Below are 26433 nucleotides of genomic sequence, written 5' to 3' on the forward strand. Positions count from 1 at the left end.
GTTTTTACTTGCCCTTTATCGGGATTTATAATTTAAATTAAACATGAATTGGGTAATTTTTAAGAGAAGTTTTCTCCTTTTAAACTTACTTTTCTTCCTATCCTGTGGCATAAAAGGGGACGTCAAACCTCTGCCAGAACCCGAGTATAAGCTGTCAAGAATAGGAAATAAAGTTTATCTGATTCCTAAGAACGAGAAAATTGTTCCCGAAGGATTTTTGAAAAGGAAAGGTTTTTATGTGAGGGAAGAACCCGGACGCTTCTGCTTCTCTGTAAAACACCTGGAGGGTAAGGAGGAGCTCGCCTGCGTTGGAGGTTCTCCTCATAAGAGACCCAGGCTCAAGCTTGAAGTCCGTGAGGAGTATGTCCGAGTCCTCTTTGAGGAGGGGGGAACTTACAGGGTTTATCCCTATGAAGAAGAGCTCCTCCCCGAGCCCGTCAAGGAGGTCAAGGGTGACAGCCTTTCCCTTGAGAGGAGGTTGAACCCCTATAGAGTTGCAATAACCATGGTGGTTGGCGGTGTGGAGAGCGAGCCTGTCGTGGTGGAAGTTCCCCCAAGGAAGCCCCCTAAACCTCCGAAACCGGAACACCTTAGACTCGTTGTCAAGGGCGACAAACTCTACCTCTACTGGTGGACGGAGGAGGAAAAGGTTGGCTTCCTGGTTTTCAGAAACGGGAAACTCCTTACACGGAGACCTTTAAGGAATAACGTGTTCGTTGACAGAGTGCCGGAGGGTGAGGCTGTTTACGAAGTTCGTTCGGTTAACGAGTTCGGTGTTGAAAGCGAACCAGCACGGATAATTTACAGGCCGTAGTGGGCTGCGATAGCCGCAGAGATAGCGAGGACGATGTCCTCCTTGTCCACCTCTCCCTCTATCTCAAAGTCATATTCACCGTTCTGTATCTTCTCCTCAAGGAACTTAACCCCGAAGTCACCTCTGAGGAAGTCGGGATCCCTGATTATCTCCCTATATAGAGGTATGTTTGTGGGAACGCCCCTAACTATGAACTCATCAATAGCCCTTCTTGAACGGGACACGGTCTTCTCCCACGTCAGAGCCCAGACGGTCATCTTGGCTATCATGGAGTCGTAATAGGGAGGGATTATGTAGTCCTTGTAAACGCCTGCGTCTATCCTGACACCGGGTCCGCCGGGAGAGTAGTAAGCGGTTATCTTTCCCGGCGAGGGTGCGAAGTTCTTCTTCGGGTCTTCTGCGTTTATCCTGAACTCTATGGCGTACCCTCTGAAGGTTACATCGCTCTGGAGTATGGGCAGAGGATCTCCAGCAGCTATCTTTATCATCGCCTCCACAATGTCTATACCCGTTATGGTCTCGGTTATGGTGTGCTCCACCTGAAGGCGCGTATTCATCTCTATGAAGTAGTACTCACCCGTTCTGGTATCCACGAGGAACTCCAGAGTCCCGGCGTTCTCGTAGCCTACCTTCATGAGGGATCTCACGGCGTTGCCGAGGATCTTCATCCTAAGGTCTTGAGGGAGAGCTGGAGACGGTGCTATCTCTATGAGTTTCTGGTGCCTTCTCTGGATAGAGCAGTCCCTTTCTCCGAGATGTATTATGTTTCCGTACTTATCTCCGAGGACTTGAACCTCTATATGCTTGGGATTGTCTATGAACTTCTCTACGAATATGTCTCCCTTACCGAAGAAGGTCTCCGCCTCCCTGTAAGCGGACTCAAAGGCTGTCTTGAGGTCTTCCTCCGAGTACACCACCCGCATACCCCTACCGCCGCCTCCGTAGGCAGCCTTCAAGATCACGGGAAAGCCTATCTCTCTCGCAAACTTTAGAGCCTCTTCCACATCGGTTATGGGCTCGGGCACACCCGGGACGACGGGAAGACCCGCCTCGGACATGACCTTCTTAGCCTTTACCTTATCACCGAAGGTCTCTATCTGATCCGGTGTGGGACCTATGAAGGTTATACCCCTCCTCTGACAGTACCTCGCAAAGTCTGCGTTCTCTGCAAGGAAGCCGTATCCGGGATGTATTGCGTCCGCACCAACCTGACGGGCAAGATCAACTATCCTCACGTAGTCTAAGTACGCCCTTATCGGATCTCCGGGTATAAGGTAAGCCTCGTCCGCCTTTTTAACGTAAAGGGATCGGACGTCCGCCTCCGAGTATATAGCAACCGTCTTTATCCCCAGCTCCTTACAAGCCCTGATTATCCTGAGGGCTACCTCTCCTCTGTTGGCTATCAGAACCTTCTTGAACATCTGAGTAATTATACGCCTATCTTGTTACGGGATGGGAAGGCTTAAAAAGTCCTACGGGCAACATCTCTTGGTATCCAAAGGAGTCCTTGAGAGAATAGCCTCCGCCCTTGAGATAGAGGGCAAAGATATAGTGGTAGAGATAGGAGGCGGGACGGGAAACCTGACGAGAGTCTTGCTTGAGCATCCCCTTAAAAGGCTCTACGTCCTTGAGCTTGATCCCGACATGGTGGAAAAACTCAGCCACATAGAAGACTCCCGCCTTGAGGTAATAAGGGCGGACGCAAGCAAATTTGACTTCTGCTCGCTCGGAGAAGACCTAAAGGTGGTAGGCAATCTGCCCTACAATGTGGGATCTCTGATAGTGGAGAACGTGGTCTTCCATCACAGATGCGTATCTGTTGCGGTTCTCATGCTCCAGAAGGAGGTTGCCCTCAAGCTGAGCGGTAAGGGTTCCGCAAGTTGGCTCAGCGTTTTCCTAAATACCTTTTACGAAACTGAGTACGTGATGAGCGTCCCCCCGAGGTTCTTCGTTCCCCCACCGAAGGTTGATTCAGGAGTAATAAGGTGTGTTAGGAAGGAAGCTCCTCCGGAGCTTGATATGAAGAGATACAAGGGATTTCTCACCAAACTCTTTGCGGACAGGAGGAAGATGCTCAGGAAAAAACTACCGGAGGATACACTCTCAAAGGCGGGCATATCCCCCAAGGCGAGGGTAGAGGAGCTATCGGTGGAGGACTTTCTGAGACTGTATAATGTGTATGAGGAAGAGATATGATGAAAGATGTCTTTTTCATAGAGAGAGACCCCTACGCTCCCATAAGGCACTGCTATGCGGTGAACAAGGTTCTCTACGAGTCCAAGAGCGATTATCAGGAGATCCTTGTATTAGAGTCTCCTGAGTTCGGGAAACTGCTGGTTCTGGACGGCGTTGTTCAGTTGGACGAGAAGTATGAATTTATGTATCACGAATACCTCGCCCACGTTCCTCTACACGCACACCCTAATCCCGAGGACGTCCTCATAATAGGCGGTGGAGACGGAGGAACTCTAAGGGAGGTTCTCAAGCACGAGAGCGTAAAACGTGCTGTCTTGGTTGATATAGACAAAGAGGTCATAGAAGTATCAAAGAAGTTCTTCCCCACCCTATCATCGGGCTTTGATGATCCCAGATCTATAGTGGTTAACGAGGACGGCTACAAGTACATTCAAGACTACGAAGGTGAGTTTGATGTGGTCATAGTGGACTCCACAGACCCGGTGGGTTTCGCCCACGTCCTCACCACGGAAGACTTCTTCAGATTCGTCCACAGGGCGCTGAAAGATGACGGAATATTCGTCGGGCAGACCGAGTCCATACACTACCACCTTGACATGGTGGTGAAAGTCCAGAAGAACCTCCAGAGGGTCTTCCCGATAGTTGACCTGTACACCTCCGTGGTGCCCATATACGCAGGCTACTGGTGGACTTATTCCATAGCCTCAAAGAAACATCCCGTAAGGGAACCCTCCAGAGAGGTAAAGGTTCAAACCAAGATATATTCTGCAGACATGCATAGGTACGCCTTCCTGCCCGAGAGCTTTTACAAGAGCATCTTGGAGGGTGGGTTTAGGTATTAGATACTACGTGTGTGCGGACTTCTCTCCTTTGACGGCGAGGAAGTATACGAACAAACCTGCCGCAGCCATGCCCCCCACAAGTATCAGATAGTAAATCAGTACATTATCCATCTCCTACACCCCTATTGATCAATATGAGCCCTATAACAAAGAACACAAGAGCCGAGCTGAGGGCGAACAATGCTCCATATAAGCTAACCTTACCTCTAAAGACAGGCAAAAGCAGCCCAAGTCCGAAGGATATTTTGGCAAGGTCGTAGAAAAGTTTTCCCGTCTCCTTTAGAGTTTCTCCCCTTATATCCATGTGCTCGTGTATTATAATATTTGGGTATGCCTCGTTCCCTCCCTTATGGAGAGGGGACCAAAAAGACCAGGAGGTAAGAGATGCCAAGACACAGGCACTACAAGACCGTAAGGTTCTATGAGACCGTCTTCGTTCTCAAGCCCACCTTCACAGAAGAGGAGGTGAAGCAGAAGGCGGAGGAGATCAAGAAGTTCATTGAGTCCAAGGGAGGAGAGATACTCCACTTCCAGGACTGGGGTACCAAAACCCTCGCCTACAGGATTGAGAACTTCAACCACGGCAGGTACTTCCTCGTTCAGTACAAGACAGAAAACCCCGAGCTGCCCAACGAGCTTGACTTCCAGTTCAAGATAAACGAGGACATAATAAGGTGGCTGAACTTCCAGATCAAGGAGAGCGAGGTAGTTAAGGGTGCTAAATAAGGTTCTGCTCATAGGTAGGCTTTCTGGAGACCCTGTCATAAAGTTTCTCCCTTCGGGCACGGCGGTTACCGAGTTCGGGCTCGTGTGGAACAGGAGATACAAGCAGGGCGAGGAGTGGAAAGAGGAAAGCCACTTCTTTGACGTGAAAGCGTTCGGTAAGCTGGCTGAAGACCTCGCCGAGAGACTTTCCAAGGGTTACCAAGTGGTTCTGGAGGGCAGGCTCACCCAGGACAGGTGGACTGGTCAGGACGGCAAGAGCTACAGCAGGGTCAGGATAGTGGCTGAGTCCGTGAGGATAATAAGAAAACCTAAAATAGAGGAAGTTGAGGAAGAGGATATAACCTCCTCCGACCAGAGCGCCGAGCGCATAGAGGAAGAGCTAAAGAAGCTTGAAGAGACCACCAGAGAAGAGCCCTTTGACGAGGACGACGAGATACCTTTTTAGGGAGGGAGTTCTATGCATCTGAAGGTCGCCGTGTGCCCCCATGACTCTACCAAGAACAAGGTCAACTGGCTCTACTTCATAACCTATCTATCAAAACAGATAGGGCTTGATCTCACTATGGAGCAGTGCTTTGAGTTCAAGTGTTACCACGACAGCTTTTCCTACATAGATATGAGCTACTCCAACCCCCTTGATGCCCTCAGGCTACATGTGGAGAGGGACTTTATCCCAGTTGCGGGGAACGACAACTACGACGAGGTCGTCATAATAGCGAACAAGGATGCGGAACCTTCCCTTGGAGCTATAAAGGGAAAGAAGGTTCTCTGCGTTGAAAACCAGTTCGCCAGCTATCTCGGTATGAGGATCCTCAAGAGAGAAGGGGTTAACTACGAGCTTGAATACAGGGACTCGTGGCAGAACGTCCTCAGCGATGTGGCGAGAGGGATCGCCCCTTACGGCTTTCTATACAAAGATTTCTGGGAGCAGGTTTCTAACGTGTCTAAAGGAGGCGTTGTTCCGATATACGAGAGCGACGAGAAGCTGAGCTCTCACCTTATAATGCTTGCTCCCGAGTTCGGACAGTACAGGCAATCCATACTTTGGGCTTTAGAGAAGATGCCTGAGGATGAGGAAGGTGCTAAAATAATGGAACAGCTCAGGATAAGCAGGTGGTATCCTGTTGAATCCCTTGATTACCTGACCAAACTTATTGAGGAGGTTTGAAATGGCAATTAAGAGACCTGCCAGGAGAAGGGTCTGTTATTACTGCGAGAACAAGAAAGAGCCCGATTACAAGAATTACGAAGAGTTAAGGCAGTTCATGACCGACAGGGCGAGGATAAAGTCAAGGAGACAGACGGGGCTCTGCAACAAGCATCAGAAGAGGCTCGCTCTTCAGATAAAGAGGGCTCGCCAGTTGGCGTTACTGCCCTACGTTGTAGTCTAAAGTTCAGGAGGTTCAGGATGAAGGTTGTGCTGACCAGAGACCTTGAGGGTTACGGCTTCTTTGGAGACGTTATTGAGGTCAAGAAGGGATTTGCCAATAACTACCTAATTCCCAGAGGTTATGCCGTTCCAGCCACGGAAGGTAATGTGAAACATGTTCAAGAAGTGCTCAGGCAGAAGAGAAGGAAGATAGAGAGGGAAAAGAAGAAGGCTGAAGAGCTCGCCAAGAAGCTGGAGGGTGTTGTAGTTCGGGTCACCAAGCCCGTTGGTGAGGCTGGAAAGCTCTTCGGTTCCGTTACCGCTTCCGACGTGGTAAGCGCCTTGAAGGAGCAGGGTATAGAGATAGACAGGAAGAGCGTTGTATTCCCCCACGCCATAAAGCAGGTGGGTCTTTACACCATAACAATACGACCCCACAGGGACGTATCCGTAGAGATAAAGCTTGATGTCAAACCCGAGGAAAAGGAATAAATTATTGAGACCATGAAAGAGGTTGCTGTAGAGAAGAAGCGTTTAAGCCTTCCCTTGGATATACTCTTCGTTGTCGGGGGTGTTCTCACCTCCGGTTTTCTCTCCCTGCTTCCCTACGAAAATACCTTCTGGTACAAGTCTGCTATGCTCGCTTACGGGCTCGCTTCCCTAGTTTACATAGCCTACCTTCTCGTTAGGGAGAGCATACTCGGAAGGATCGCCAGCGGAACCCTTTTCCTCGGTCTCGTGCTTACGCTTACGGGCATGATACGCCGTGGCATAGAGAGCTACCAGATGGGACTCTTTCACCCGCCCTGGAGTAACCTCTTTGAAGCCCTTACCTTCTGGAGCTTCGTCGCCGGTAGCATATACCTGGTCATAGAGAGGAAGTACGGCTTTAAGCTTATAGGAGCCTTCGTAACACCGCTCATATTCTTCACCTCAGCTTACGCCATATTCAAGGCTTCTTCCGACATACAACCCCTGATGCCCGCCCTTAGAAGTTACTGGCTTTACATACACGTGGTTACGGCTTTCATAGGCTATGCAGGTTTCACTGTTGCCTTCGGAGGTGCCGTCGCATACCTACTTAAGGAACAGTTCAAGGACAGAAAGTTCGCCCAGAAGTTCCTTCCCTCTAAGGAGGTTCTGGACGAGATCACCTACAAGTCCATAGCCATAGTGTTTCCCGTTTGGACTGCCTCCATAATACTCGGTGCCGCCTGGGCTAACGAGGCGTGGGGAGGATACTGGAGCTGGGATCCAAAGGAGGTCTGGTCTCTGATAGTCTGGCTCTTCTTCGGAGCTTACCTGCACGCGAGGCAACTGATGGGTTGGAAGGGTAAGCGTGTCGCTTGGATGGTGGTCTTCGGCTTTATAACCGTGCTTATATGCTTCTTCGCGATAAACCTATACTTCCCGGGACTGCACAGCTACGCTACCGAGTAGTCTTCTTCTTCCTCTTTCTGGGGGACTTTCCCGTTGAGGTTATCTCTTTCGTTATCTTCTTTGCGTTCTGTATAGCCTTCTTAACCTTTGTCTTTGGAGCTTTAAGTATGTTGGCGACCTTCTCCACTATCTCGTCGTTGCTCATGTCCTCCTCTAAGAGTTCCACGAGCGAGAGTATCAACCCGAGCTCGTTGTATCTGCTCTCGTAAGCCTCCACTATGTCCTCGTCAAGCTCAAGCTCCCTCGCTATCTCCTGAGGGTGCTCACCCATGAGCTCATCCGTCAGGGAGAACAACCCCGTTATGTAGGCTTTCTCTTCAAGTCCGGGTGCGTAAAGTTTGGCGAGCTCCTCCGAGAGACTCGCCCTTAGGAGAGACCTCTTTATAAGCTCTTCCTCTTCGTGAACGGCGAAGAGCTCTGTTATGGCGAGGGCGAGGGTAAAGTTGGCAACGTTGTTCAGGCTGAGGAAGGAAATGGCATCTTCAACGGAGTTTATGTCGTGCGCCCTTTCCCTGTAGAGGGACTTTACGAACCTCAGAAGTCTGTATGTTGCCCCAACATCCTGCTCTATTACCTCTGCGACCTTCTTCAGGTCTCTGTTCTTTAGAGCCTCGTAGAGCTTCACTACCGTTCCTTTCATAAAGTAGAGGCTCCTTATGTCCCTTATGGGTATGGGTTTTGAGAGGTAGTATCCCTGGAAGTAGTCAACGCCTGCATTCTTTGCCCTGTCGTACTCCTCCTCCGTTTCTATGTGCTTCGCTATTATCCCCTTCTTCAGCTCCTTCAGTATACCCATAACTTCCGTTAGCTCTTCCTTGCTGTAAACGAGCTCCTTCCAGTTTATCTTGACCATGTGACACTTATTCAGGAGAGGGAGGTAGTTCACCTTCTCAAAGCCGAAGTCGTCAATACAGAAAACGAACCCCCTGTCCACTAGCTCATTGACCGCTTTAAGGAGCTCGTTGGTTATGTCCTTGTTGTCCACCAGCTCTATGCCGACGAACTCCGGTGGCAGGAGCTCAAACATCGTAGCTTCAAGAAATAGAGAGGGAACGTTTATGAAGACGGGCTTGCCGTTGCCTATCTTCTCCGGACCCACATCGGTGACGATGTTTATCGTTATTGAGGTGGCTTTAAGAGGGTCAAGGTTCTTTGGGAACTCTTTGGTCTTTATGTCCTTGAGCATAACCTCGTAGAAGGCTACGTTCCCCTCCTTGTCAAAGATGGGCTGCTTAAAAAGTACATACATGCTAAACCCTATTTTATATAACGGTATCTGCAAAAGCTTCTTTAATTTCACCTATGAGATACAGAGAACCCACGGCACATAAGTTTTCTGGGCACTTCCATGCGTCCGCAGGGGTCTCAAAGACTACGATCTCCTTGAATCCCATGTCAACCGCTTTCCTGTAAAGGTTAGTTACTGGCTCGCCCCTGTGGTGGCTAACCTGAACTAAGAATATTGAGTCGGTGTATTTCCTTATCAGGCTCATGGAGAGCTCCCACTCCTTCTCGCGGAGCCCTGTAAAGAGGAACCTGACCTCTGGAAATAGCCTCCGCACCTCTTTGACAACCTTGTTTACCGCATAGGGGTTGTGGGAGCCGTCAAGTATAAGCAGGGGGTCTTCTCTGACCACCTCCATCCTTCCCTCCCACCTCGTAAGTCTGAGGGCTTCTCTGGTCTTATCCTCCTTTATGCCCATGAAGAGACCTGCCATGGTGAGAGCGAAGGCGGCGTTATCAATCTGCCACTTGCCGAGGAGTCCCAGCTGAGCTTCTCTGAGGTTCGTATCCATAAAGCTGTACTCCTCTAAAAAGGTTCTGCCTTTCCTTACGTATCCCCTGTAGGTGTAGTCCTCACCTGCAACCACCAGGTTTCCAAGACCCATCTCAAGAGCCTTCGGGTAGAGGGGATAGCGGGCATTTCCCAGCACGAGGGGTGTGCCTTCTCTGTAGAGATGCAGTTTGTCTTCGGCTATCTCCTCCACGTTGTTTCCGAGCCATTTCGTATGATCCCTCTCTACGTTCGTTATGCCAACCACCTGAGCGGAGCTGACCTTGGTGGCGTCCCACCTGCCCCCCATACCTACCTCCATGACGGCAACGTCAACCCCTTCATCTCTGAAGTACAGTAGGGCTATCAGCGTGGCCGCTTCAAAGTAGGTTAGGTTAAACCTCTCAAATATGCCCTTCAGCTCCTTGACGTACCACTCAAGGGTCTCCTCTTCTATCCACCTTCCCTTTATCCTCCATCTCTCCCGTTCGTCCACGAGGTGTGGTGATACAAACCACCCCGTCTTCAGACCGTGCTCCCTCAGTATCCTCTCTAAGAAGGCGCAGGAAGAGCCCTTTCCGTTAGTGCCACCCACGAGAAGGGCTGGGTAATTTCTCTGGGGGTTTCCCACGTAATCCGACGCCTCTCTTATCCTTTCAAGGGTGGGCTCTATCTTGTAGTCTCTGCCTTTATAAAGGTTCCAGAGCTTCATGGAGAAAGAAAATTAACACGCGAAGCGTCTTTTTCAAGTTAAAATTCCCTTTAATAACAGCGAAGTTAAGGAGGGCTGAGCGTGAGAAAGTATGTGCTTCCAGAAGCAGAGATACCGAAGCGTTGGCTGAACATCATACCTCTTCTGCCGGAACCCCTTGAGCCACCCCTTGACCCGGAGACCAAGGAGCCCATGAGCCCTGAGAAGTTATCGGTTATTTTCCCGGAACCTCTTATAGAGCAGGAGGTTTCCGACAAGGAGTGGATAGAGATACCCGACGAGGTTATGGACATCTATGCTCTCTGGAGACCTTCTCCACTGCACAGGGCAAAGAGCCTTGAGGAGTTCCTCGGGACGCCTGCCAAGATATTCTACAAGAACGAGAGCGTTTCACCTCCCGGTTCTCACAAGCCCAACACGGCTGTCGCGCAGGCTTACTACAACAAGATCTCTGGTGTTAAAAGGCTGACAACGGAGACGGGAGCAGGTCAATGGGGTAGTGCCCTGTCCTTTGCAACCCAGTTCTTCGGTATAGAGTGCAGGGTCTATATGGTCAGGGTTAGCTACAACCAGAAGCCTTACAGGAGAATACTCATGGAGACTTGGAAGGGAGAGGTTATACCCTCACCCAGTCCCTACACCAACGCCGGGAGGCAGTTCAACGAAAAAGACCCCGAGCACCCCGGGAGTCTCGGTATAGCCATAAGCGAGGCTATAGAGGAGGCGGCGACGAGAGAGGACACCAAGTACTCTCTGGGAAGCGTCCTGAACCACGTACTCCTGCACCAGACGGTTATAGGTCTGGAGACCAAAAGGCAGATGGAGGAGGCTGGAGTCTATCCGGACATAGTGATCGGCGCGGTGGGAGGAGGTTCCAACTTTGCAGGGCTGTCCTTCCCCTTCATAGCGGATAGGTTAAGGGGAGACAGGGAGAACCTCAGGGTGATAGCGGTTGAACCTGAAGCCTGTCCCACGCTGACGAAGGGCGAGTACAGGTACGACTTCGGTGATACGGTGGGTCTTACACCTCTGATAAAGATGCACACCCTTGGACACGACTTCGTTCCCCCACCGATACACGCCGGAGGTCTCAGGTATCACGGAGATGCTCCGCTCGTCTGTAAACTCTACGACCTTGGATATATAGAGGCGGTTGCCTACAAGCAGACGGAGGTCTTTGAAGCCGCACTCACCTTCGCAAGGACTGAGGGTATAGTTCCAGCCCCCGAGTCCTCTCACGCCATAAAGGCTGCGATAGACGAGGCTCTCAAATGTAAGGAGACGGGAGAGGAGAAGGTGATACTCTTCAACCTTTCCGGGCACGGCTACTTTGACCTATCAGCCTACGATAAGTATCTCAGGGGTGAGCTGGAGGACGGTTGAGGCTATGTCCTTGAAGGATTGTAAGAGGGATGAGACCGGGGGTGAGAGTCTCCACTCCGCCGGTTATAGCTTTAGAGGGTGACGAGCTTGCCCGGTGCAGCCCAAAAGCCGAAGCCCTTTGTGAAGTGGGCTGGCGGGAAGAGACAGCTGTTGGAGGTGCTCCTCAAGAACGTCCCAGCCAGATTTAACACCTACATAGAGCCCTTTGTTGGGGGAGGAGCGCTCCTGTTTGCGCTTTTACCTGATAGAGCCATCATAGGTGATGCGAACTGTGAGCTCATAAACGCTTACAGCGTGATAAAGGACAACGTAGAGGAGCTCATAACCAGCCTTGAGAGGCATAGGAACGATGAGGACTACTACTACGAAATCAGGAATTTAGACCCCTCAACCCTTTCTCCCGTTGAGAGGGCGAGCAGGTTCATATATCTGAACAAGACCTGCTACAACGGGCTCTACAGGGAAAACTCCAAAGGTATGTTCAACGTGCCCTTCGGAAGGTACAAGAACCCTAAGATACTTGACAGGGACAACCTCAGGGCTGTATCGGAGTTCCTTAACTCCTCTAACGTGCTGATACTCTGTCAGGACTACAGGGAGACCTGCAAGCTTGCCGGTGAAGGGGACTTCGTTTACTTAGACCCTCCCTACCACCCTCTTTCAAGGACTGCCTCCTTCACAAAGTACAGCAGGAACGATTTCAGTGAAGAAGATCAGGAGAGGCTCGCGGAGGTGTTCAGAGAGCTTGACAGAAAAGGGTGTTACGTGATGCTCTCTAACTCCAACACTGAATTTATAAAGAGTCTCTACAGGGGTTATTACATACAGGAGCTTGAGGCGAGCAGAGCCATAAATTGCAAAGGTGACGGCAGAAGGAGGAGAAAGATAGAGCTCCTGATAAAGAATTATTGAAAATCCCCACGATGGGCTTATACTAAGCGCCTATGATAGGCAAGGTCTTTCAGATATTCAGGGAGAAGGGCGGGCTTTTGAAAGCCCTTGACCTCTGGGAATGGTATGAGAACCTTGATGCGAGAGAGCAGAAGAAGATAAAGAAGTACTACTCCGTAAAGGTGATAAAGAACCTGAGTTTCCCTTACAAGGCTAAACACTTTGACAGCGGAAATGTGGAGAACCCTTTGTACACAAAGAGGACTTTTCTCGCCACCATAGCCCAGACCGCTCTGCTTGAAGGAGACTACGAAACCGCCGAGTGGCTATACAACGAGGCTCTAAAGATGGATGGGACTCCTTACGAGGCTCACCTCATACTGAACGACCTGGTGCTCCTTTCCCAGAAGTTGAAAGACTTTGAAAGGATGAAGAAATACTGCGAGGAGGACATTGAGCTCTATCCCCAGTACAGGGAAGAGTTAAAAAAGCGCTCCGGGGGTCAACTCCCTCAGATAAACGCCTTTGAGGTTTACGTTTACCTTCTGGAGAGAGAAGGAAAGGTTAAGGAGGCTCTTGAGCTTGTGGAAAGGATAAGGAGTGAAGGGATCACCTATCCCTATTACGAAGAAGTGAAGAAAAGACTTACGGAAAAGCTCACCGATGAAAGAGGTTAGCGTCCTTATAAGAAAGGTTGTTAGACTCCAGAGGGAGGAAAAACTCATACCTCCCGGCAGCTCATTGCTCGTGGCCTTCTCAGGTGGGGTAGACTCCGTGTCTCTCGTGGATGCCCTCCTTGAACTCAGAGACTTTCTTAATCTTAAAAAGCTCTCCCTCGCTCACTTCAACCACCGTCTCAGGAAGGAGGCTGACGAGGAGGAAGAGTTCTGCAGGGAGTTTGCACGGAGCAGAGAGCTTGATATATTCGTTGGTGCGGAAGATGTTGGAGAAGTAGCTCGCAGGGAGGGGAGAAATCTTGAGGAGGTGGCGAGAGAGCTGAGGTACGCTTTCCTGCGAAAGGTAAAGAACGAGCGGGGCTACGACCTTATAGCTACAGCCCACCACCTTAACGATCTCGTGGAGACAGCACTTATATGGCTGTCCAGGGGTGCGGGGCTTGAAGGGTTCCTCGCCTTTGAGCCGAGAGAGGGAGATGTGGTCAGACCCCTCTATGGGGTGAAGAGAGAGGAGATACTCTCCTACGCTGAAGCAAGAGGTCTTAGGTGGGTTGAGGACACGAGTAACACAGACCCGAGGTTCTTCAGAAACAGAGTCAGAATGGAAGTTATACCCGTTCTAAAGTCTATGAACCCGAACCTTGAGGAGACCTTTTTAAGGACGAGGAGGATACTCAAGGATGAAAACGAGCTGCTTGAAGAACTTTCCATGAATGCCCTTAAGGGCGCTAAAGAAGGGAACTGTCTCAGGGTTAAAGAGCTTCAGGGTTCTCATGTGGCAGTTCAGAGGCGTGTGCTCAGGCTTTTCACCGGTGTTAGAAATTTTTCAAAGATAGAGCAGCTAAGAAACCTCCTGAAGAGGGGTGGAGAGGTTGACCTCGGGGAAGGTCTTAGAGCGGTCAGGAAGGGCAAACTCCTTTGCTTGAAAAAGAAGGGTTGAAAGCCTATCTTCTATTTCTACGGACGCACGTAAGGAGGAATAGTAGTGCAGATGTTCAAGAGCTTTTTCGTATGGGTGTTGATAATAGGAGCTACCATAGTAGCCTTCAACATCTTTGAGCAGAGGCACGACCTCGCCACTAAGGTTCCCCTCAACAGCTTTGTTCAGCTCGTTGATGAAGGCAAGATAGAGAACGTTCAGGTGAAGGGAAGGACTATAGTGGCTACCACAAAGGAGGGACAGAGGATAGAGACTGTGATCCCTCCGGGCTCAACCGTGGTGGATGAGCTCGTTAAGAAGGGTGTCAGAGTTGAGGTTGACGCTGGAGACGCTGGCTCCGGATGGCTCATAAACCTCTTCATATCTTGGCTCCCAATACTCCTCTTCATAGGTATCTGGATAGCCCTGATGAGGCAGATGAGCGGTGGAGGTGGCGCCAACGGTCCCGGCAGAGCCTTCTCCTTCGGAAAGAGCAGGGCAAAGGTATACATAGAGGAGAAACCCAAAGTTACCTTCGGTGATGTGGCGGGAATAGATGAGGTGAAGGACGAGGTAAAGGAGATCATTGAGTACCTCAAAGACCCTATAAAGTTCCAGAAGCTCGGTGGAAGACCCCCAAAGGGAGTCCTCCTCTACGGAGACCCCGGTGTCGGTAAGACGCTGCTTGCAAAAGCGATAGCCGGAGAAGCCCACGTTCCCTTCATATCCATATCGGGTTCAGACTTCGTGGAGATGTTTGTGGGTGTCGGTGCAGCGAGGGTGAGAGACCTCTTTGAAACAGCCAAGAAGCACGCACCCTGCATAATCTTCATAGACGAGATAGATGCGGTTGGCAGGACGAGAGGAGCCCTCAACCTCGGCGGAGGTCACGATGAGAGGGAGCAGACCCTCAACCAGCTTCTCGTTGAGATGGACGGCTTTGATACCTCTGAAGGAATAATCGTGATAGCCGCTACCAACAGACCGGACATACTTGACCCTGCACTGCTCAGACCCGGCAGGTTTGACAGGCAGATATTCATACCAAAGCCCGACGTAAAGGGAAGGTACGAGATACTGAAGGTTCACGCCAAGAACAAGAAGCTCGCACCCGACGTTGACCTTGAGCTCGTGGCGAGAGCTACACCCGGTTTCACGGGAGCAGACCTTGAAAACCTCCTGAACGAGGCGGCGCTGCTCGCTGCGAGGAAGGGTAAGGATCTTATATCCATGGAAGAGGTGGAAGAGGCTATAGACAGGATAACGATGGGTCTTGAGAGAAAAGGTATGGTTATATCTCCTAAGGAAAAGGAGAAGATAGCTTATCACGAGGCAGGACACGCCCTGATGGGTTTTATGACAGAGGACTCCGATCCCGTCCACAAGGTCTCCATCATACCCAGAGGAATGGCTCTGGGAGTTACACAGCAGCTTCCCATAGACGATAAGCATATATACGATAAGAAGAACCTCTTCAACAGGATACTGGTTATGATGGGCGGAAGGGCTGCGGAGGAGGTATTCTACGGCAAGGACGGCATAACAACCGGTGCGGAGAACGACCTCCAGAGGGCAACCGAACTCGCCTACAAGATGGTTTCCATGTGGGGTATGAGTGAGAAGGTCGGTCCCATAGCCATAAAGAAGGTTAGCAACCCATTCCTGGGTGGTGTCTCCAACAGCATAGACACGAGCCCAGAGCTCCTCAGGGAGATAGACGAGGAGGTCAAGAAGATACTGACCGAGGCCTATGAGATCGCTAAGTCTACCATAGAGACTCATAAAGAACCGCTGAAAGCGGTCGTTAAGAAGCTCCTTGAGAAGGAGTCAATAACCTGTGAGGAGTTCGTTGAGGTTCTAAAGCTCTATGGCGTTGAAGTTAAGACGGGATGTAAGAAAGAAGAGAAAACCTTTGAAACCAGCACTGAAAAGGAAACCAAAGAGGAAGAGAAGGAGGTTGTCTGATGGGAATGACCATTACGGAGAAGATCCTCGCCGACCATGCGGGCAGGAAGGAGGTCAAGCCCGGAGACCTTATAACGGCGAAGATTGACCTTGCGATGGCTAACGACGTTACCGCCCCTCTTGCCATCAAGATTCTGGAGAAGCACGGTATTGATAGGGTCTTTGACCCCAATAAGATAGCCCTCGTGCTCTCCCACTTCGTCCCGGCTAAGGACATAAAGTCCGCAGAGCAGGCAAAGCTGGTAAGGGAGTTCGTCAGAAAACACGGCATAAAGTACTTCTTTGAAGAGGGAGAAGGGATAGAACACACGATACTGCCCGAGAGGGGCATAGTGGTGCCTGGAGACCTCGTGGTGGGTGCTGACTCCCACACCTGCACCTACGGAGGCATAGGAGCCTTTGCAACGGGCGTGGGTTCAACGGACATAGCCTACGCCATGGCTACCGGTGAGATATGGCTCAGAGTTCCCGAGTCCATGAAGTTCATCTTCTACGGGAAGCCCGGTGCCTTCGTGATGGGCAAGGACTTGATACTGCATACCATAGGTGAGATAGGCGTGGATGGAGCCCTTTACAGGGCTATGGAGTTTGAGGGAGAGGCTATAAGGGAGCTCTCCGTTGAGCAGAGGCTAACTATAACCAACATGGCTATAGAGGCTGGAGGCAAGAGCGGGATAATAGCCCCCGACGACAAGACTATTGAGTACGTAAAGGAACGTGCTCAGAAGGAGTGGAAGGTTTACGAGAGCGACCCTGACGCTGAGTATCACTCCGTCTACGAGTGGGACGCGAGCAAGATAGAACCTCTTGTGGCGTGGCCTTACCTTCCCTCCAACGTCCACCCTGTCAGTGAGTCCACCCACATAAACGTTGACCAGGCTTTCATAGGCTCCTGTACCAACGGGAGGATAGAAGACCTGAGGATAGCTGCCAAGGTCTTTGAGTCTGCCCTCAAGCAGGGTAAGAAAGTCCATCCTTACGTGAGGTGCATAGTTATACCCGCCTCAAAGAATGTCTACATGCAAGCCATGAAGGAAGGCTTGATAGACATATTCATGGAGGCTGGCTGTGCGGTGTCCACCTCTACCTGTGGACCCTGTCTCGGCGGACACATGGGTGTCCTGGCGGAGGGAGAGAGGTGCATATCCACCTCCAACAGGAACTTCCCCGGCAGGATGGGTCATCCCAAGTCCGAGTCCTACCTCGCTAACCCCGCCGTGGTGGCTGCAAGCGCCGTCCTTGGAAGGATAGCCCATCCCGAAGAGGTGGTCAGGGCGGAAGAGCTCGCCACCGTATAGAGAACCCATGCTCGGCATAATCGGCGGGAGCGGGCTGTACGAGTTTGAGGAGTTAAAGGTCGTTGAAGAGGTCTCTGTAAAGACCCCCTTCGGGGGTGCCTCTTCACCCATCATCGTAGGTGAGCTTGAGGGTAAGAGAGTAGCCTTCCTCTCAAGACACGGAAAGGGACACCTCTATCCTCCTCACAGGGTTCCTTACAGGGCGAACCTGTGGGCTCTGAGGGAGGTCGGTGTGGACAGAGTTCTCGCTGTATCGGCCGTAGGCGGTATCAACAAGCTCTTCCGGGCTGGAGACTTCGTCATTATAGACAACTTCCTTGACTTCACCAAGGGGAGGGAGTCCACATACTACGAGGGAGTCTTTTCCGTGGACGTTGAGGGAAATGATGAAGTCGCGAGGCTCTTGAGAGAGAAGAAGGTGGTTCACATAGACGTGACGGAACCCTACTGCCCTCAGATGAGGACTCTCCTGATGGACATCCTTGAAGAGAGGCGTCTAAAATACCATCCGGCTGGGACTTACGCCTGCACCGAAGGTCCTCGTTTTGAGACCGCCGCCGAGATAGGCATGCTTGAGAAGCTGGGGGCGGATGTGGTAGGTATGACGGGATACCCGGAGGTCGTCCTGGCGAGGGAGCTAACGATGTGTTACGCTTCTCTGTGCGTAGTGGCTAACCCCGCGGCGGGCATATCAGCCCACAGACTAACGAGCGACGAGGTCATGGAGCTTATGTCCCAGCGGGAGAGGGACGTGAAGGAGGTTCTCAGAGAGGTCATAAGGAGACTCCCGGCGGAGAAAACCTGCGGTTGCGATAGAGTCCTTGAAGGAGCGGAGGTATAGTGGAAGAGCTTTTCAATCAAGAGGTGGTTAAGGAGCTCGGCTTCGGGGGAGCCATGGGTTTCCTTGTAGGGTTTACACTGAAGAGGGTGTTCAAGCTCTTAGCCTTCGTGGTGGGTCTTTACATCCTCAGCCTCGTGTGGCTCGCCGATAACGGGGTCATAACCGTGAACTGGGACTCCCTCGGTAAGTTTGCGAGCAGTTTCTTCTCCTCCTTTGAGAGCTTTGCCCGGACGGCGGTCAGGACTGTCTCCTTCGGGGGGAGTTTTGCTGTGGGGCTCGCCGTAGGCATGAAAGTATAATATTTCCCAAAATGGTGAACCGGATGGAAAGGGAGAGGTGGGCGACCCGCATAGGTTTAATACTCGCTATGGCGGGTAATGCTGTCGGTTTGGGTAACTTCCTCCGATTCCCCGTTCAGGCTGCGGAGAACGGCGGCGGAGCCTTCATGATCCCTTACATAATAGCCTTCCTGATAATTGGGATACCCCTCATGTGGATAGAGTGGGCTATAGGTAGATACGGGGGAGCCCACGGGCACGGGACAACGCCAGCGATATTTAACCTCCTGTGGAGAAACAGACTCTCCAAGGTAGTAGGGGTGTTCGGTCTATGGATACCCCTCGTGGTGATAATCTACTATATATACATAGAGTCCTGGACTCTCGGCTTTGCCGTGAAGTTCCTGCTGGGATTAGTTCCAGGTACACCCGCGGACGGCTCCGACCCCAACACCTACCTTCAACCTTTCAAGGAGTTCCTGACAAGCTATGTGGGTAAGGGTGATGAGCTTATTACGCCTTCTCCCTTCGCCTACGTGGTGTTCACAATTACCGTCCTCATCAATGTGTTCATACTCAGCAGGGGCGTGTCCAGGGGTATAGAAGCTTTTGCAAAGGTGGCGATGCCCACCCTCTTCCTGCTCGCCGTGGTTCTCGTCGTCAGGGTTTTCCTTATTGATACGGGCACGGGAAGTGCTCTGGAAGGGTTGAATTTCCTTTGGAAACCAGACCTTTCTAAGTTGACAGACCCCGGTGTGTGGATAGCAGCCTCGGGACAGATATTCTTTACCCTGAGCCTCGGTTTTGGAGCGATAATAACTTACGCTTCTTATATAAAGAAAGACCAGGACATAACCCTCAGCGGTCTGACAGCCTCCTCGCTGAACGAAACCGCCGAGGTGGTTCTAGGAGGTTCGCTCGCCATACCTGCCGCCGTTGCCTTCTTTGGCGTGGCTAACGCCGTTGCCATAGCCCAGTCTGGAGCCTTCAGCCTCGGTTTTATAAGCCTGCCGGCGATATTCGCCAATATGCCTGCGGGAACCTTTCTCGGCTTTCTATGGTTCTTTCTACTATTTTTTGCAGGTCTGACCTCTTCCCTTGCCTTGATGCAACCGCTTATAGCCTTCTTTGAGGACGAGTTCGGTCTTTCAAGGAAGAATGCGGTTTACATGACTGCTGGCATAGTCTTCTTCAGCGCTCACCTCGTCATATTCCTGAACCGCTCCCTTGATGAGATGGACTTCTGGGCTGGGACGATAGGCGTGGTCTTTTTCGGTCTCCTTGAGATGGTGATATTTATGTGGATATTTGGGGGTAACAGAGCCTGGGAGGAGATAAACAGGGGAGGTATAATACGGGTGCCGAGGTTTTACTACTACGTCATGAGGTATATAACCCCTGTTTTCCTGCTCGTTCTGCTGGGGGCATGGGGCAAGGAGTACATACCGAAGGTGCTTTCAGAGACTCACTGGACTGTGTGGGTTACGAGGTTCTATCTTGTAGGACTCTTTCTGTTCCTGACGCTCCTCGTCTTCATAGCGGAGAAGAGAAAGACCCGGGAGGTAAGCTGTGAATAGGGTAATGATATTCCTCCTCTCCTTTTACTTCGGGCTCGGTGCCTTTTTCAGCTACATAGTGGCTCCCCAACTCTTCAAGTCTCTGGAGAGAGCTACCGCTGGAGGTATAGTGGGTAAGATATTTCCCCTTTACTTCGGTATAGGGCTGGGGGCTGTCGGTATTTCCCTGCTCATAGGCTTTACCTCTAAGATGAGCAGATTCCTGCTCTTTTTGCTGCTCGCGAACTTGGTCATACTCCTTGCCCTTAATTTCTACGTTCTCCCACAGGCTCATGCCCTTAAGGGTGCCGCATCCCCCGAGTTTACGAAGTTGCACCTGATCTCAGTTATAATGAGCACCGTTTCCCTGTTCCTTACCTTCGGAGCTATAGTTTATCTGATAGTAAGAACTAAGGATGCTGGTTCTTAGGCTCTCTCAGGTTCCGGTTCCCAAAACAAACCGTTACATAAGGCGTAAGGGCGGCAAGGTTTTTAAGCCTCCACGGGTTAAGAACTGGGAGGTTAAAGCCCTCTGGGAGCTCAGGCAGCAGTATTCGGGAGAGCCTATAGACTTCAGGGTCTCCGTTGACATAACCCTTACCCTGCCGAATCACAGGAAGAGGGACATAGACAATATGCTCAAGAGTTTATGGGACGTCCTTGAGAAAGCTGGCGTTCTGAAGAACGACAACCTTATATACGAGGTAAGGACGGTGAAGAGAGTTGTAAGGGGAGAGCAGGGCGTTGAGATAAAGATAAAGGAGTTTGAAGGGGGCTAAAGAGCTGAGAGTTTCTCAAGTATGAGCCTTGAGTCTTCTTCCTCCGTTACCTCGTCAAGGTTGACCTCAAGCCAGTGCTGCCTCCTGAACCACCTCAGCTGCCTCCTCGCGTAGCTCTTCGTGTTTTTGACTATGTTCTCAATAGCTTCCTCAAGGCTTACATCTCCCCTAAAGTAGGGGATCAACTCCTTGTAACCTATAGCCTGGGAGGAGGTGAGAAAGTTCTCAAAACCTCTGCCGAGTAACTCCTTTACCTCCTCAAGGAGCCCCCTTTCCACCATCTTCCTAACCCTCTCCTCTATTCTCAGGGAGAGGGTGCTCCAACTCCTACTCACGTGAACGCCCAGGAACCTGAAGCGAGGGCTGTCCCACCTGTGGAATGAGGAGAAGGGTCTCCCCGTTTCTACGAACACCTCAAGGGCGCGGACTATCCTCCTGAGATCGTTTGGGTGAACTTTTTTTGCGTAGGAGGGGTCTATAACTCTCAGGAGCTCATACAGGCGTTCCTTCCCCTTTAAGCTGGCTATGCCGTAGAGCTTTTCTCTGAGTTTCCAGTTGGGTTCGGGAGTCTCCTCTATCCCGTAGAGGAGAGCCTGCAGGTAAAGGTATGTTCCCCCTGCAACTATGGGGACTCTCCCCCGGGAACTTATCTCTCTTATAGCCTCAAGGGCGAGCTTTTCAAAGAGTTTAGCGTCAAAATACTCCCCCGGTTCAACTACATCTACGAGGTGGTGTTTAACTTTTTCCATGCAGTCTAAGGGCTTTGCCGTACCTATGTCCATGCCCCTGTAGACAGACATGGAGTCTGCGCTTACGATCTCACCCCCGAGCTGTTGGGCTAACCTGCAGGCAAGCTCGGATTTACCGGATGCGGTCGCACCTCCTATAACTAGAAGCTCTATCATCCTTGAAAACCAGAGGAATAGGGTAGATAATAATATACTGCCCTAAACGGGGTGTAGCTCAGGTGGCAGAGCGTCGGCTTTGGGAGCCGAAGGTCGCAGGTTCAAGTCCTGCCACCCCGATGTACACGTGAGGGCCCGTAGCTCAGCCGGATAGAGCAGGGGATTTCTAATCCCCAGGTCGCAGGTTCGAGTCCTGCCGGGCCCGCCATTGATTTTCATAGGTTTTAGCGATTATGAGACTTCCCCAGATTTCCTGATTTCTAACGAATTTCTAACGGAATTTCTCAGAACACCGTCAAGTAGTTGAGCTTGAGACCTGTTGAAGTCCATGTCCTCGAATAGATGGCCGTATATGTCAAGGGTCGTGTTTATGCTGGCGTGCCCGAGCTGTCTCTGGATGTATTTTATGTTTTGCCCGGCCCTTATCCTTATGCTGGCATTCGTGTGCCTGAGGCTGTGGAAGGACACAACCCTCAGCCCAGCTCTCCTCAGCGCCGGCTTGAAGTACCGGTTTACCACGTTCTGATGCTCGGAGGGCTCCCCCTTAGGGGAGGGGAAGACGAGGTTGTATTTGTTAGGAGGACAACGTATTTCCCAAAGCTTCAGCTCCTCCACAAGGACATCGGGCATATCCACCTTCCCTATGGAGTGCCGGCTCTTTGGTGTGTGAAACTCACCGTTCCAGAGGGTTCTCCTTACGTATATCTGCTTAGAGTGCCAGTCTATATCGTCCCACTTGAGCCCCCAGAGCTCCCCCGCTCTGAGACCTGTCATCACAGCTGTTAGGAAGGCCACTCTGTAGTGCTCGTGGGTATTCTCCAGAAGGAACTCTACCTCTTCGGGGGTAAGTATGTCTATCTCTTTCTTCTCTCTCCTCGGTCTCTGAAGGTTCTGTGCCGGGTTGTGCTTTATGTACCCCCAGCTCTGGGCGTGCTTGAACATCTCCTTGAGAAGTACCACCTCTTGGAGGACTGTTGTGGGGCTTACCTGAGATAGTCTCTCGGCAACGTATCCTTGGAGCATACCTGTTGTTATCCTCGAGAGTTTTTTATCTCCAAATCTCGGCATGAAGTGGTTCCTGATTATTCCCTCGTACCTCCGGAAGGTTGAGGGCTTAACGCTGCCCTTAGCGTATTTGCTGAGCCACTCTTCACAGAAGAAGGAGAATCTCACTTCCGGAGGCAGGACGGAGCTTCCGGCGTTCAGCTCGGCGAGCTTCTCGGCTAAGACCTTCTCGGCTTCCCTCTTGGTGGTACCTGCCGGAAACCACTTCCTCTTGTGTCCTATGGGGATGACTACGTAGTATCGTCTGCCCTTCTTCTGTATGCTACCCCTTGCCATATTTCGGCAGACCTCACCTTCCTTTATTTCTTAATGTAAACTTTCCGATATCAAATCCTCCAACGACGCCGTAGAATACGCCCCCTTGTGCATTCTGGGAAAATCAACCAGAAAGGGCTGATTGTGGAAGTTATCTACAAACTCCTGAAATTCCTTGTCGTCCATGGGAATTGATACCTCTCCCCACCTGTTGGTGACCGCACTACCTATGCTCTGGACGAGAAGGTTCATTATGTTGTCCGGACTATCCTGAACAGGCTCAAGCTCCTCCGATGGTAAGGGTGTGGGGCGGGCGATGGATTGGTCGGTTTTAGCTACTTTTTCCATCATAGAGTTATTATTCTTAGCCATTTCTTACCCCTCCTGTTCTAACTTTTTAATAAGGGCGGTTATATCTCTGTGCAATTTGGAAATTCCCACTATAAAAGTGATTATCAATACAACGCCAACGACAGCCAAGAACAAAATATTACCCTTGTCAAGAGCGGAAGGGCTCGCTATTATTCCTGCCAACCCTCCACCAATAGTAACTACGGTTAGCCAAAACAATCTTAGCAGTTCTTTGTAATACCCAACTCGTTCTTTTATCCCTTCCATATCCATAGCCAAAACTCTCTCAGCTCTTTTCTCCTGTTATTCTCTTAGTGTCCTCATCAACCGTTTTAACTATGTAAAAAACAAGATACAGGACAGATACAACCGCAACCATAAAAGCTATATAGCCTAAAGCCTCCATCTCCAAAGCCTCCTTAATACCCAAACCTTTGCTTTAGGTAGGCTATATCTTGAGCCGACCTCTTGGCATCTTCCACCTTGTCACCTACATCTCTTACTGCTACCTTAACACCAAGAATTTCATCTAATATCCTTGTCACGTGCTCCCTAATCTCTTTCTTTATAGTCCCTGAAGCATAGCCAATTCCCTCAGCCAGCCCTGAATGTTCATTGTGTAATTCCCCATGCAACTTCTCCAGCATAGAAGCAAGGACTTCCTCTACCACAGCAAGGTCAACCTCTTTCTTGGACATCTCACTCTTTAGAGCCTGAGCGACCGCTGTGTGTATCTCGTTAGCAAACTCCTCCCTCTTAACAGGGTCCTCAAGTATGGAGTATCTCCGAGACAACCTATCCAAGGCACCCTCAATGGCTTGTCTTACCTCGGTTAGTCCTATACCCATGTCTAACACCCTCCTTATAAACGTTCTCCCTATCTAATATAAAGAGACCCCTCGGATTTTGTTAAGGGAAAATGACCCGTGGTGGCTTGTATGATTTCATACAAACTTGAGTGGGCAAGATGGACGACAGGCTTGACGGAGAGTAATACCCGCCTACTTTCTGAGAATAAGGAGTAAAGATATGTTAGTATCAATATAACGGCGGGTCTCAAAAGTCTCAAAAATTGGAAAGGGAAAATGACCGCTCAGGGTTTTAAGCCTCTGTCTCTCTGTTGCTTTTTGCTTGCTCTCATCTGTGGTGAAAGCTCCTTTGAGAGCTTGTCCACAACCTCAACCGCCTTGCGGATAACCGTATCGTTTATCTTTCCCCTGTTGATAGCAGTCATCAAAAGGTCTTCCACCTCATCAATCATTTCGGGGCTCCATTTCCAGCCAAGCTCTTGCCACTCTTCTACTTTGTCCCTCCACTCTTCCCAATCTTCAGGGCTTGCAAATCCACTTCTATATAACTCATAGGCTTTCACAGGGTCGTTCCACCCTGCTACATACCATTCGTAAGCTTCCTTTGGGTCTCTCCAACCTGCCAGATACCACTCCAGAGCTTCCTCGGGGTCGTCCCAGGCATATCCGTAATCATACCATTCCATAGCCCCTACCGGGTTTGACCATCCTGCCTTACTCCATTCCATAGCTTCGTAAGAGTCTTCCCAACCTGCTTCTTTCCATGCACGAGCTTCATTGAAGAGCCAACCATGCCATCCTGCTTGATACCACCTATACGCCTCATCCGGGTCATCCCAGCCTGCTTGATACCACTCAAGAGCCAGGGTTGCTTCTCTCCAACCGGCATCACGCCACTTGAGAGCATGATAAGGGTCATCCCAACCCGCTCCATACCATTCATAAGCCTCTTCAGGCTCCCAGCCCTCCTTATACCATCTCAGAGCTTCGTAAGCATCGTCTATCCCATTTTCATGCCATTTCTTGGCTTCCTCCATCTCGTCCTCTTCCCAACCTGCTTCTATCCATTCACTCTCGTTAAACCCCATATCACCTACCTCTCCGTTTTTTGGGGATTATAGTGATAGGGTAAAAATTTCGTTCACATCCCGGCGGTCTGGGACAATCAGCTGGCTTGGCTTATATTTAAGTTATGCTCAAGTTCAACTGGGACGGAGTAAAAAGCGACACGGAAATCACTATAAGGGAGATGCTCTACGACGACCCGAGAGACGTCCTGGCAAAGCATGAAGAGGAGGAACTGAAGGAGATATTCCTTACCTACATACACAGGTTTGACAAGAAGAACAAGTCCTTCTGGAAGCTCGTCTTGGGAGTGAGCGATGAGGAATATGATAGGGCGATTAGAGAGAACTTTAGAGAAGCTAACAAGGTCTGGGATTACTGAAGGCTTTTACCTTGCAGGCGGAACTGCTGTGGCTATAAAGTATGGGCACAGGCGGTCCGAAGATTTTGATTTCTTTGCTTTCCCCGACAGACAGATTAATCTCAATAAAATAACCGCCCTATTGGGGAACGAAGCCAGATGGATAACTGCCGATGAAGAAACTGCAATCTTTATTCACCTTCCCGAGAACGTCAAGACTTCTTTTTTCGTATATCCCTACCCACTCTTGGAAAAGCCTGGGTTCCATGAAGAGCTAAGAATCTTTATTGCTTCTGATATTGACACAACCTGCATGAAGGCAATAGCGATAGCTCAGAGGGGTAGTAAAAAGGACTTCTACGACCTCTGGTATCTGATGCAGAAGCACGGATGGACTCTGAACGACCTTGAGAATGCTCTAAAAAGAAAAGTTCCATCATGGAGCTTCGGTATATTCCTGCGTAGCCTGACCTATTTTGAAAACGCCGAGAAGGAAAGCTACCCTGGCATAGACGAACGCTGGGAGGAGGTCAAAGAGTTTTTCAAGGGGCTCGTGAATGTCCGTAGAAAGAAGAGACAACGGCGAGGCAACCGCCCTACGCTGTGAATTCCACACAAAAAGAACACCGAGGGGAATTACCGTAATGGGAAAGTGCTATCTCTCCGGCGGTCTTGGGTAATTGCTTCTACGGTGAGGCTTTTTGTTTATCTCTTCCCCGGCAAGAGACCGCACCAGGCTCTCACGTATCCCCTTTGCTATCTCTACATACATTTTGGCTTTCTCCTTCACCTCAAGAGCCTCTTCCGGCGAAATATCGTCGTCCATTACAAGGTCGTAGTCGGCAATTGACCTGTAGTGTTCAAGGTCTCTGAGGAGCCTGTGCATTTCTTTTTCATGGGGCAGGGCTACATACAGTAGATATTTAACTTCTCTCTCAGTCTGCGGGTCCCTGCCGGAGAGTATCAAGAGGCTTTTGCTCATATTGAAAACCACATAGTAAGCCCTGTTGCAGAGGTTAAGAAAAAACCCCTTTTCGTATAGGTCATCAAACTCACGCAGTATGCTCTCAGCCTTCTTCAGGTATAGCTCTGAAAACCTCAGCTTGTCTTCAAGAGAAAACCTGTTCTCTTCGCTCACGCCTCCTTCCTTTCCGTCCACATC

33 protein-coding genes and 2 tRNA genes are annotated in these 26433 nt (G+C 50.5%); 24 read left to right on the forward strand and 11 right to left on the reverse strand.

The features are described 5' to 3' along the window. The first annotated feature begins 43 nt into the window (after positions 1–43). On the forward strand, positions 44–814 hold the full coding sequence (locus HG1285_RS09375; protein WP_157560584.1) for a hypothetical protein: 771 nt from the start codon (positions 44–46) through the stop codon (positions 812–814). Here the strand turns inward: HG1285_RS09375 and HG1285_RS09370 are convergent. Further along, positions 802–2235 (reverse strand): acetyl-CoA carboxylase biotin carboxylase subunit, encoded by a 1434-nt coding sequence (locus HG1285_RS09370; protein WP_008287471.1) that lies wholly within the window; start codon positions 2233–2235, stop codon positions 802–804. The genes HG1285_RS09375 and HG1285_RS09370 overlap by 13 nt on opposite strands. A 31-nt stretch (positions 2236–2266) precedes the next feature. On the opposite strand from HG1285_RS09370, the gene rsmA reads away from it, so the two are divergent. Together rsmA and speE are read left to right on the forward strand one after the other, a co-directional pair. Continuing rightward, positions 2267–3010, forward strand: a complete 744-nt coding sequence (gene rsmA / locus HG1285_RS09365; protein ID WP_008287472.1) for a 16S rRNA (adenine(1518)-N(6)/adenine(1519)-N(6))-dimethyltransferase RsmA — start codon at positions 2267–2269, stop codon at positions 3008–3010. After that, positions 3010–3852, forward strand: a complete 843-nt coding sequence (gene speE / locus HG1285_RS09360) for a polyamine aminopropyltransferase (protein WP_032496670.1) — start codon at positions 3010–3012, stop codon at positions 3850–3852. The genes rsmA and speE overlap by 1 nt, the downstream gene beginning before the upstream one ends. 103 nt (positions 3853–3955) lie before the next feature. Here speE and HG1285_RS09355 read toward each other — a convergent pair whose 3' ends face one another. Next, entirely contained in the window at positions 3956–4156 is a 201-nt protein-coding gene (locus HG1285_RS09355) for a DUF6722 family protein (protein ID WP_008287476.1), read from the reverse strand. A gap of 80 nt (positions 4157–4236) precedes the next feature. Here HG1285_RS09355 and rpsF point away from each other — a divergent pair, with 80 nt between their 5' ends. Genes rpsF through ccsB form a run of 6 tightly spaced genes read left to right on the forward strand, consistent with a single transcriptional unit; the run spans position 4237 to position 7387 of the window. Then, positions 4237–4578 carry a 30S ribosomal protein S6 gene (gene rpsF / locus HG1285_RS09350; RefSeq protein WP_008287477.1) on the forward strand — a complete coding sequence of 114 codons (342 nt, stop codon included), beginning with the start codon at positions 4237–4239 and terminating at the stop codon, positions 4576–4578. Next, on the forward strand, positions 4568–5023 hold the full coding sequence (gene ssb / locus HG1285_RS09345) for a single-stranded DNA-binding protein (RefSeq protein WP_008287478.1): 456 nt from the start codon (positions 4568–4570) through the stop codon (positions 5021–5023). The genes rpsF and ssb overlap by 11 nt, the downstream gene beginning before the upstream one ends. A gap of 12 nt (positions 5024–5035) precedes the next feature. Further along, positions 5036–5746: a PhnD/SsuA/transferrin family substrate-binding protein gene (locus tag HG1285_RS09340; protein WP_008287479.1), complete on the forward strand. Its 711-nt coding sequence runs from the start codon at positions 5036–5038 to the stop codon at positions 5744–5746. Between the two features lies 1 nt (position 5747). Next, positions 5748–5969 carry a 30S ribosomal protein S18 gene (gene rpsR, locus HG1285_RS09335; RefSeq protein WP_008287480.1) on the forward strand — a complete coding sequence of 74 codons (222 nt, stop codon included), beginning with the start codon at positions 5748–5750 and terminating at the stop codon, positions 5967–5969. Between the two features lie 17 nt (positions 5970–5986). Further along, positions 5987–6439: a 50S ribosomal protein L9 gene (rplI, locus tag HG1285_RS09330; RefSeq protein WP_008287481.1), complete on the forward strand. Its 453-nt coding sequence runs from the start codon at positions 5987–5989 to the stop codon at positions 6437–6439. Positions 6440–6451: 12 nt separating this feature from the next. Continuing rightward, positions 6452–7387: a c-type cytochrome biogenesis protein CcsB gene (gene ccsB, locus HG1285_RS09325; RefSeq protein ID WP_008287482.1), complete on the forward strand. Its 936-nt coding sequence runs from the start codon at positions 6452–6454 to the stop codon at positions 7385–7387. Here the strand turns inward: ccsB and HG1285_RS09320 are convergent. Together HG1285_RS09320 and HG1285_RS09315 are read right to left on the reverse strand one after the other, a co-directional pair. Continuing rightward, positions 7377–8636, reverse strand: coding sequence for an HDOD domain-containing protein (locus HG1285_RS09320; RefSeq protein WP_008287483.1), 1260 nt, complete (start codon positions 8634–8636; stop codon positions 7377–7379). The genes ccsB and HG1285_RS09320 overlap by 11 nt on opposite strands. 13 nt (positions 8637–8649) lie before the next feature. Next, entirely contained in the window at positions 8650–9873 is a 1224-nt protein-coding gene (locus HG1285_RS09315) for a folylpolyglutamate synthase/dihydrofolate synthase family protein (protein ID WP_008287484.1), read from the reverse strand. Positions 9874–9954: 81 nt separating this feature from the next. Here HG1285_RS09315 and HG1285_RS09310 point away from each other — a divergent pair, with 81 nt between their 5' ends. From HG1285_RS09310 to HG1285_RS09260, 11 genes are all read left to right on the forward strand, one after another. Further along, on the forward strand, positions 9955–11256 hold the full coding sequence (locus HG1285_RS09310) for a TrpB-like pyridoxal phosphate-dependent enzyme (protein WP_008287485.1): 1302 nt from the start codon (positions 9955–9957) through the stop codon (positions 11254–11256). An 87-nt stretch (positions 11257–11343) separates the two neighbouring features. Further along, positions 11344–12168, forward strand: a complete 825-nt coding sequence (locus HG1285_RS09305; RefSeq protein ID WP_008287486.1) for a DNA adenine methylase — start codon at positions 11344–11346, stop codon at positions 12166–12168. 32 nt (positions 12169–12200) lie between these two features. After that, positions 12201–12824, forward strand: coding sequence for a hypothetical protein (locus HG1285_RS09300; protein ID WP_008287487.1), 624 nt, complete (start codon positions 12201–12203; stop codon positions 12822–12824). Continuing rightward, complete coding sequence (tilS, locus tag HG1285_RS09295) at positions 12811–13764, forward strand: tRNA lysidine(34) synthetase TilS (protein WP_008287488.1); 954 nt, start codon at positions 12811–12813, stop codon at positions 13762–13764. Before HG1285_RS09300 ends, tilS begins: the two co-directional genes overlap by 14 nt. Positions 13765–13809: 45 nt before the next feature. After that, positions 13810–15708 (forward strand): ATP-dependent zinc metalloprotease FtsH, encoded by a 1899-nt coding sequence (ftsH, locus tag HG1285_RS09290; RefSeq protein ID WP_032496651.1) that lies wholly within the window; start codon positions 13810–13812, stop codon positions 15706–15708. Continuing rightward, positions 15708–17006 carry a 3-isopropylmalate dehydratase large subunit gene (gene leuC, locus HG1285_RS09285; RefSeq protein WP_008287490.1) on the forward strand — a complete coding sequence of 433 codons (1299 nt, stop codon included), beginning with the start codon at positions 15708–15710 and terminating at the stop codon, positions 17004–17006. Before ftsH ends, leuC begins: the two co-directional genes overlap by 1 nt. Before the next feature lie 7 nt (positions 17007–17013). Next, positions 17014–17847: an S-methyl-5'-thioadenosine phosphorylase gene (gene mtnP, locus HG1285_RS09280; RefSeq protein WP_008287491.1), complete on the forward strand. Its 834-nt coding sequence runs from the start codon at positions 17014–17016 to the stop codon at positions 17845–17847. Then, the gene (locus HG1285_RS09275; RefSeq protein WP_008287492.1) at positions 17847–18146 is read left to right on the forward strand and encodes an FUN14 domain-containing protein; all 300 of its coding nucleotides are present in this window, start codon (positions 17847–17849) and stop codon (positions 18144–18146) included. Before mtnP ends, HG1285_RS09275 begins: the two co-directional genes overlap by 1 nt. Before the next feature lie 23 nt (positions 18147–18169). Then, a complete protein-coding gene (locus HG1285_RS09270) occupies positions 18170–19702 on the forward strand; it encodes a sodium-dependent transporter (protein WP_198005435.1) in 1533 nt (510 codons plus the stop codon). Continuing rightward, on the forward strand, positions 19695–20111 hold the full coding sequence (locus HG1285_RS09265; protein ID WP_032496652.1) for a DUF4149 domain-containing protein: 417 nt from the start codon (positions 19695–19697) through the stop codon (positions 20109–20111). Before HG1285_RS09270 ends, HG1285_RS09265 begins: the two co-directional genes overlap by 8 nt. Then, a complete protein-coding gene (locus HG1285_RS09260) occupies positions 20098–20460 on the forward strand; it encodes a RusA family crossover junction endodeoxyribonuclease (RefSeq protein WP_008287495.1) in 363 nt (120 codons plus the stop codon). Before HG1285_RS09265 ends, HG1285_RS09260 begins: the two co-directional genes overlap by 14 nt. Here the strand turns inward: HG1285_RS09260 and miaA are convergent. Then, a complete protein-coding gene (gene miaA, locus HG1285_RS09255; RefSeq protein ID WP_008287496.1) occupies positions 20457–21365 on the reverse strand; it encodes a tRNA (adenosine(37)-N6)-dimethylallyltransferase MiaA in 909 nt (302 codons plus the stop codon). The two genes, HG1285_RS09260 and miaA, sit on opposite strands and share 4 nt — an antisense overlap. Before the next feature lie 47 nt (positions 21366–21412). On the opposite strand from miaA, the gene HG1285_RS09250 reads away from it, so the two are divergent. Further along, positions 21413–21485 (forward strand) — tRNA-Pro (locus HG1285_RS09250). An 11-nt stretch (positions 21486–21496) separates the two neighbouring features. Beyond that, positions 21497–21573, forward strand: a tRNA-Arg gene (locus HG1285_RS09245). Between the two features lie 23 nt (positions 21574–21596). On the opposite strand, the gene HG1285_RS09240 is transcribed toward HG1285_RS09245, so the two are convergent. The 5 genes from HG1285_RS09240 to HG1285_RS17410 all read right to left on the reverse strand — a co-directional run bounded on the left by HG1285_RS09240 (position 21597) and on the right by HG1285_RS17410 (position 24933). Next, the gene (locus HG1285_RS09240) at positions 21597–22706 is read right to left on the reverse strand and encodes a site-specific integrase (protein WP_008287497.1); all 1110 of its coding nucleotides are present in this window, start codon (positions 22704–22706) and stop codon (positions 21597–21599) included. Positions 22707–22736: 30 nt separating this feature from the next. Next, entirely contained in the window at positions 22737–23057 is a 321-nt protein-coding gene (locus tag HG1285_RS09235) for a hypothetical protein (protein ID WP_008287498.1), read from the reverse strand. 3 nt (positions 23058–23060) lie between these two features. Then, positions 23061–23309, reverse strand: coding sequence for a hypothetical protein (locus HG1285_RS09230; RefSeq protein WP_008287499.1), 249 nt, complete (start codon positions 23307–23309; stop codon positions 23061–23063). A 146-nt stretch (positions 23310–23455) separates the two neighbouring features. Beyond that, on the reverse strand, positions 23456–23884 hold the full coding sequence (locus HG1285_RS09225) for a hypothetical protein (RefSeq protein WP_008287501.1): 429 nt from the start codon (positions 23882–23884) through the stop codon (positions 23456–23458). A 245-nt stretch (positions 23885–24129) separates the two neighbouring features. After that, the gene (locus tag HG1285_RS17410) at positions 24130–24933 is read right to left on the reverse strand and encodes a hypothetical protein (RefSeq protein WP_032496654.1); all 804 of its coding nucleotides are present in this window, start codon (positions 24931–24933) and stop codon (positions 24130–24132) included. A 104-nt stretch (positions 24934–25037) separates the two neighbouring features. Here HG1285_RS17410 and HG1285_RS09220 point away from each other — a divergent pair, with 104 nt between their 5' ends. Then, complete coding sequence (locus tag HG1285_RS09220; RefSeq protein WP_008287502.1) at positions 25038–25292, forward strand: hypothetical protein; 255 nt, start codon at positions 25038–25040, stop codon at positions 25290–25292. Then, complete coding sequence (locus tag HG1285_RS17415; protein WP_232219477.1) at positions 25237–25878, forward strand: nucleotidyl transferase AbiEii/AbiGii toxin family protein; 642 nt, start codon at positions 25237–25239, stop codon at positions 25876–25878. The genes HG1285_RS09220 and HG1285_RS17415 overlap by 56 nt, the downstream gene beginning before the upstream one ends. Positions 25879–25926: 48 nt before the next feature. On the opposite strand, the gene HG1285_RS09215 is transcribed toward HG1285_RS17415, so the two are convergent. Next, complete coding sequence (locus HG1285_RS09215; RefSeq protein WP_008287504.1) at positions 25927–26409, reverse strand: HEPN domain-containing protein; 483 nt, start codon at positions 26407–26409, stop codon at positions 25927–25929. Between the last annotated feature and the right edge of the window lie 24 nt (positions 26410–26433).

The sequence above is a fragment of the Hydrogenivirga sp. 128-5-R1-1 genome, assembly GCF_000171895.1.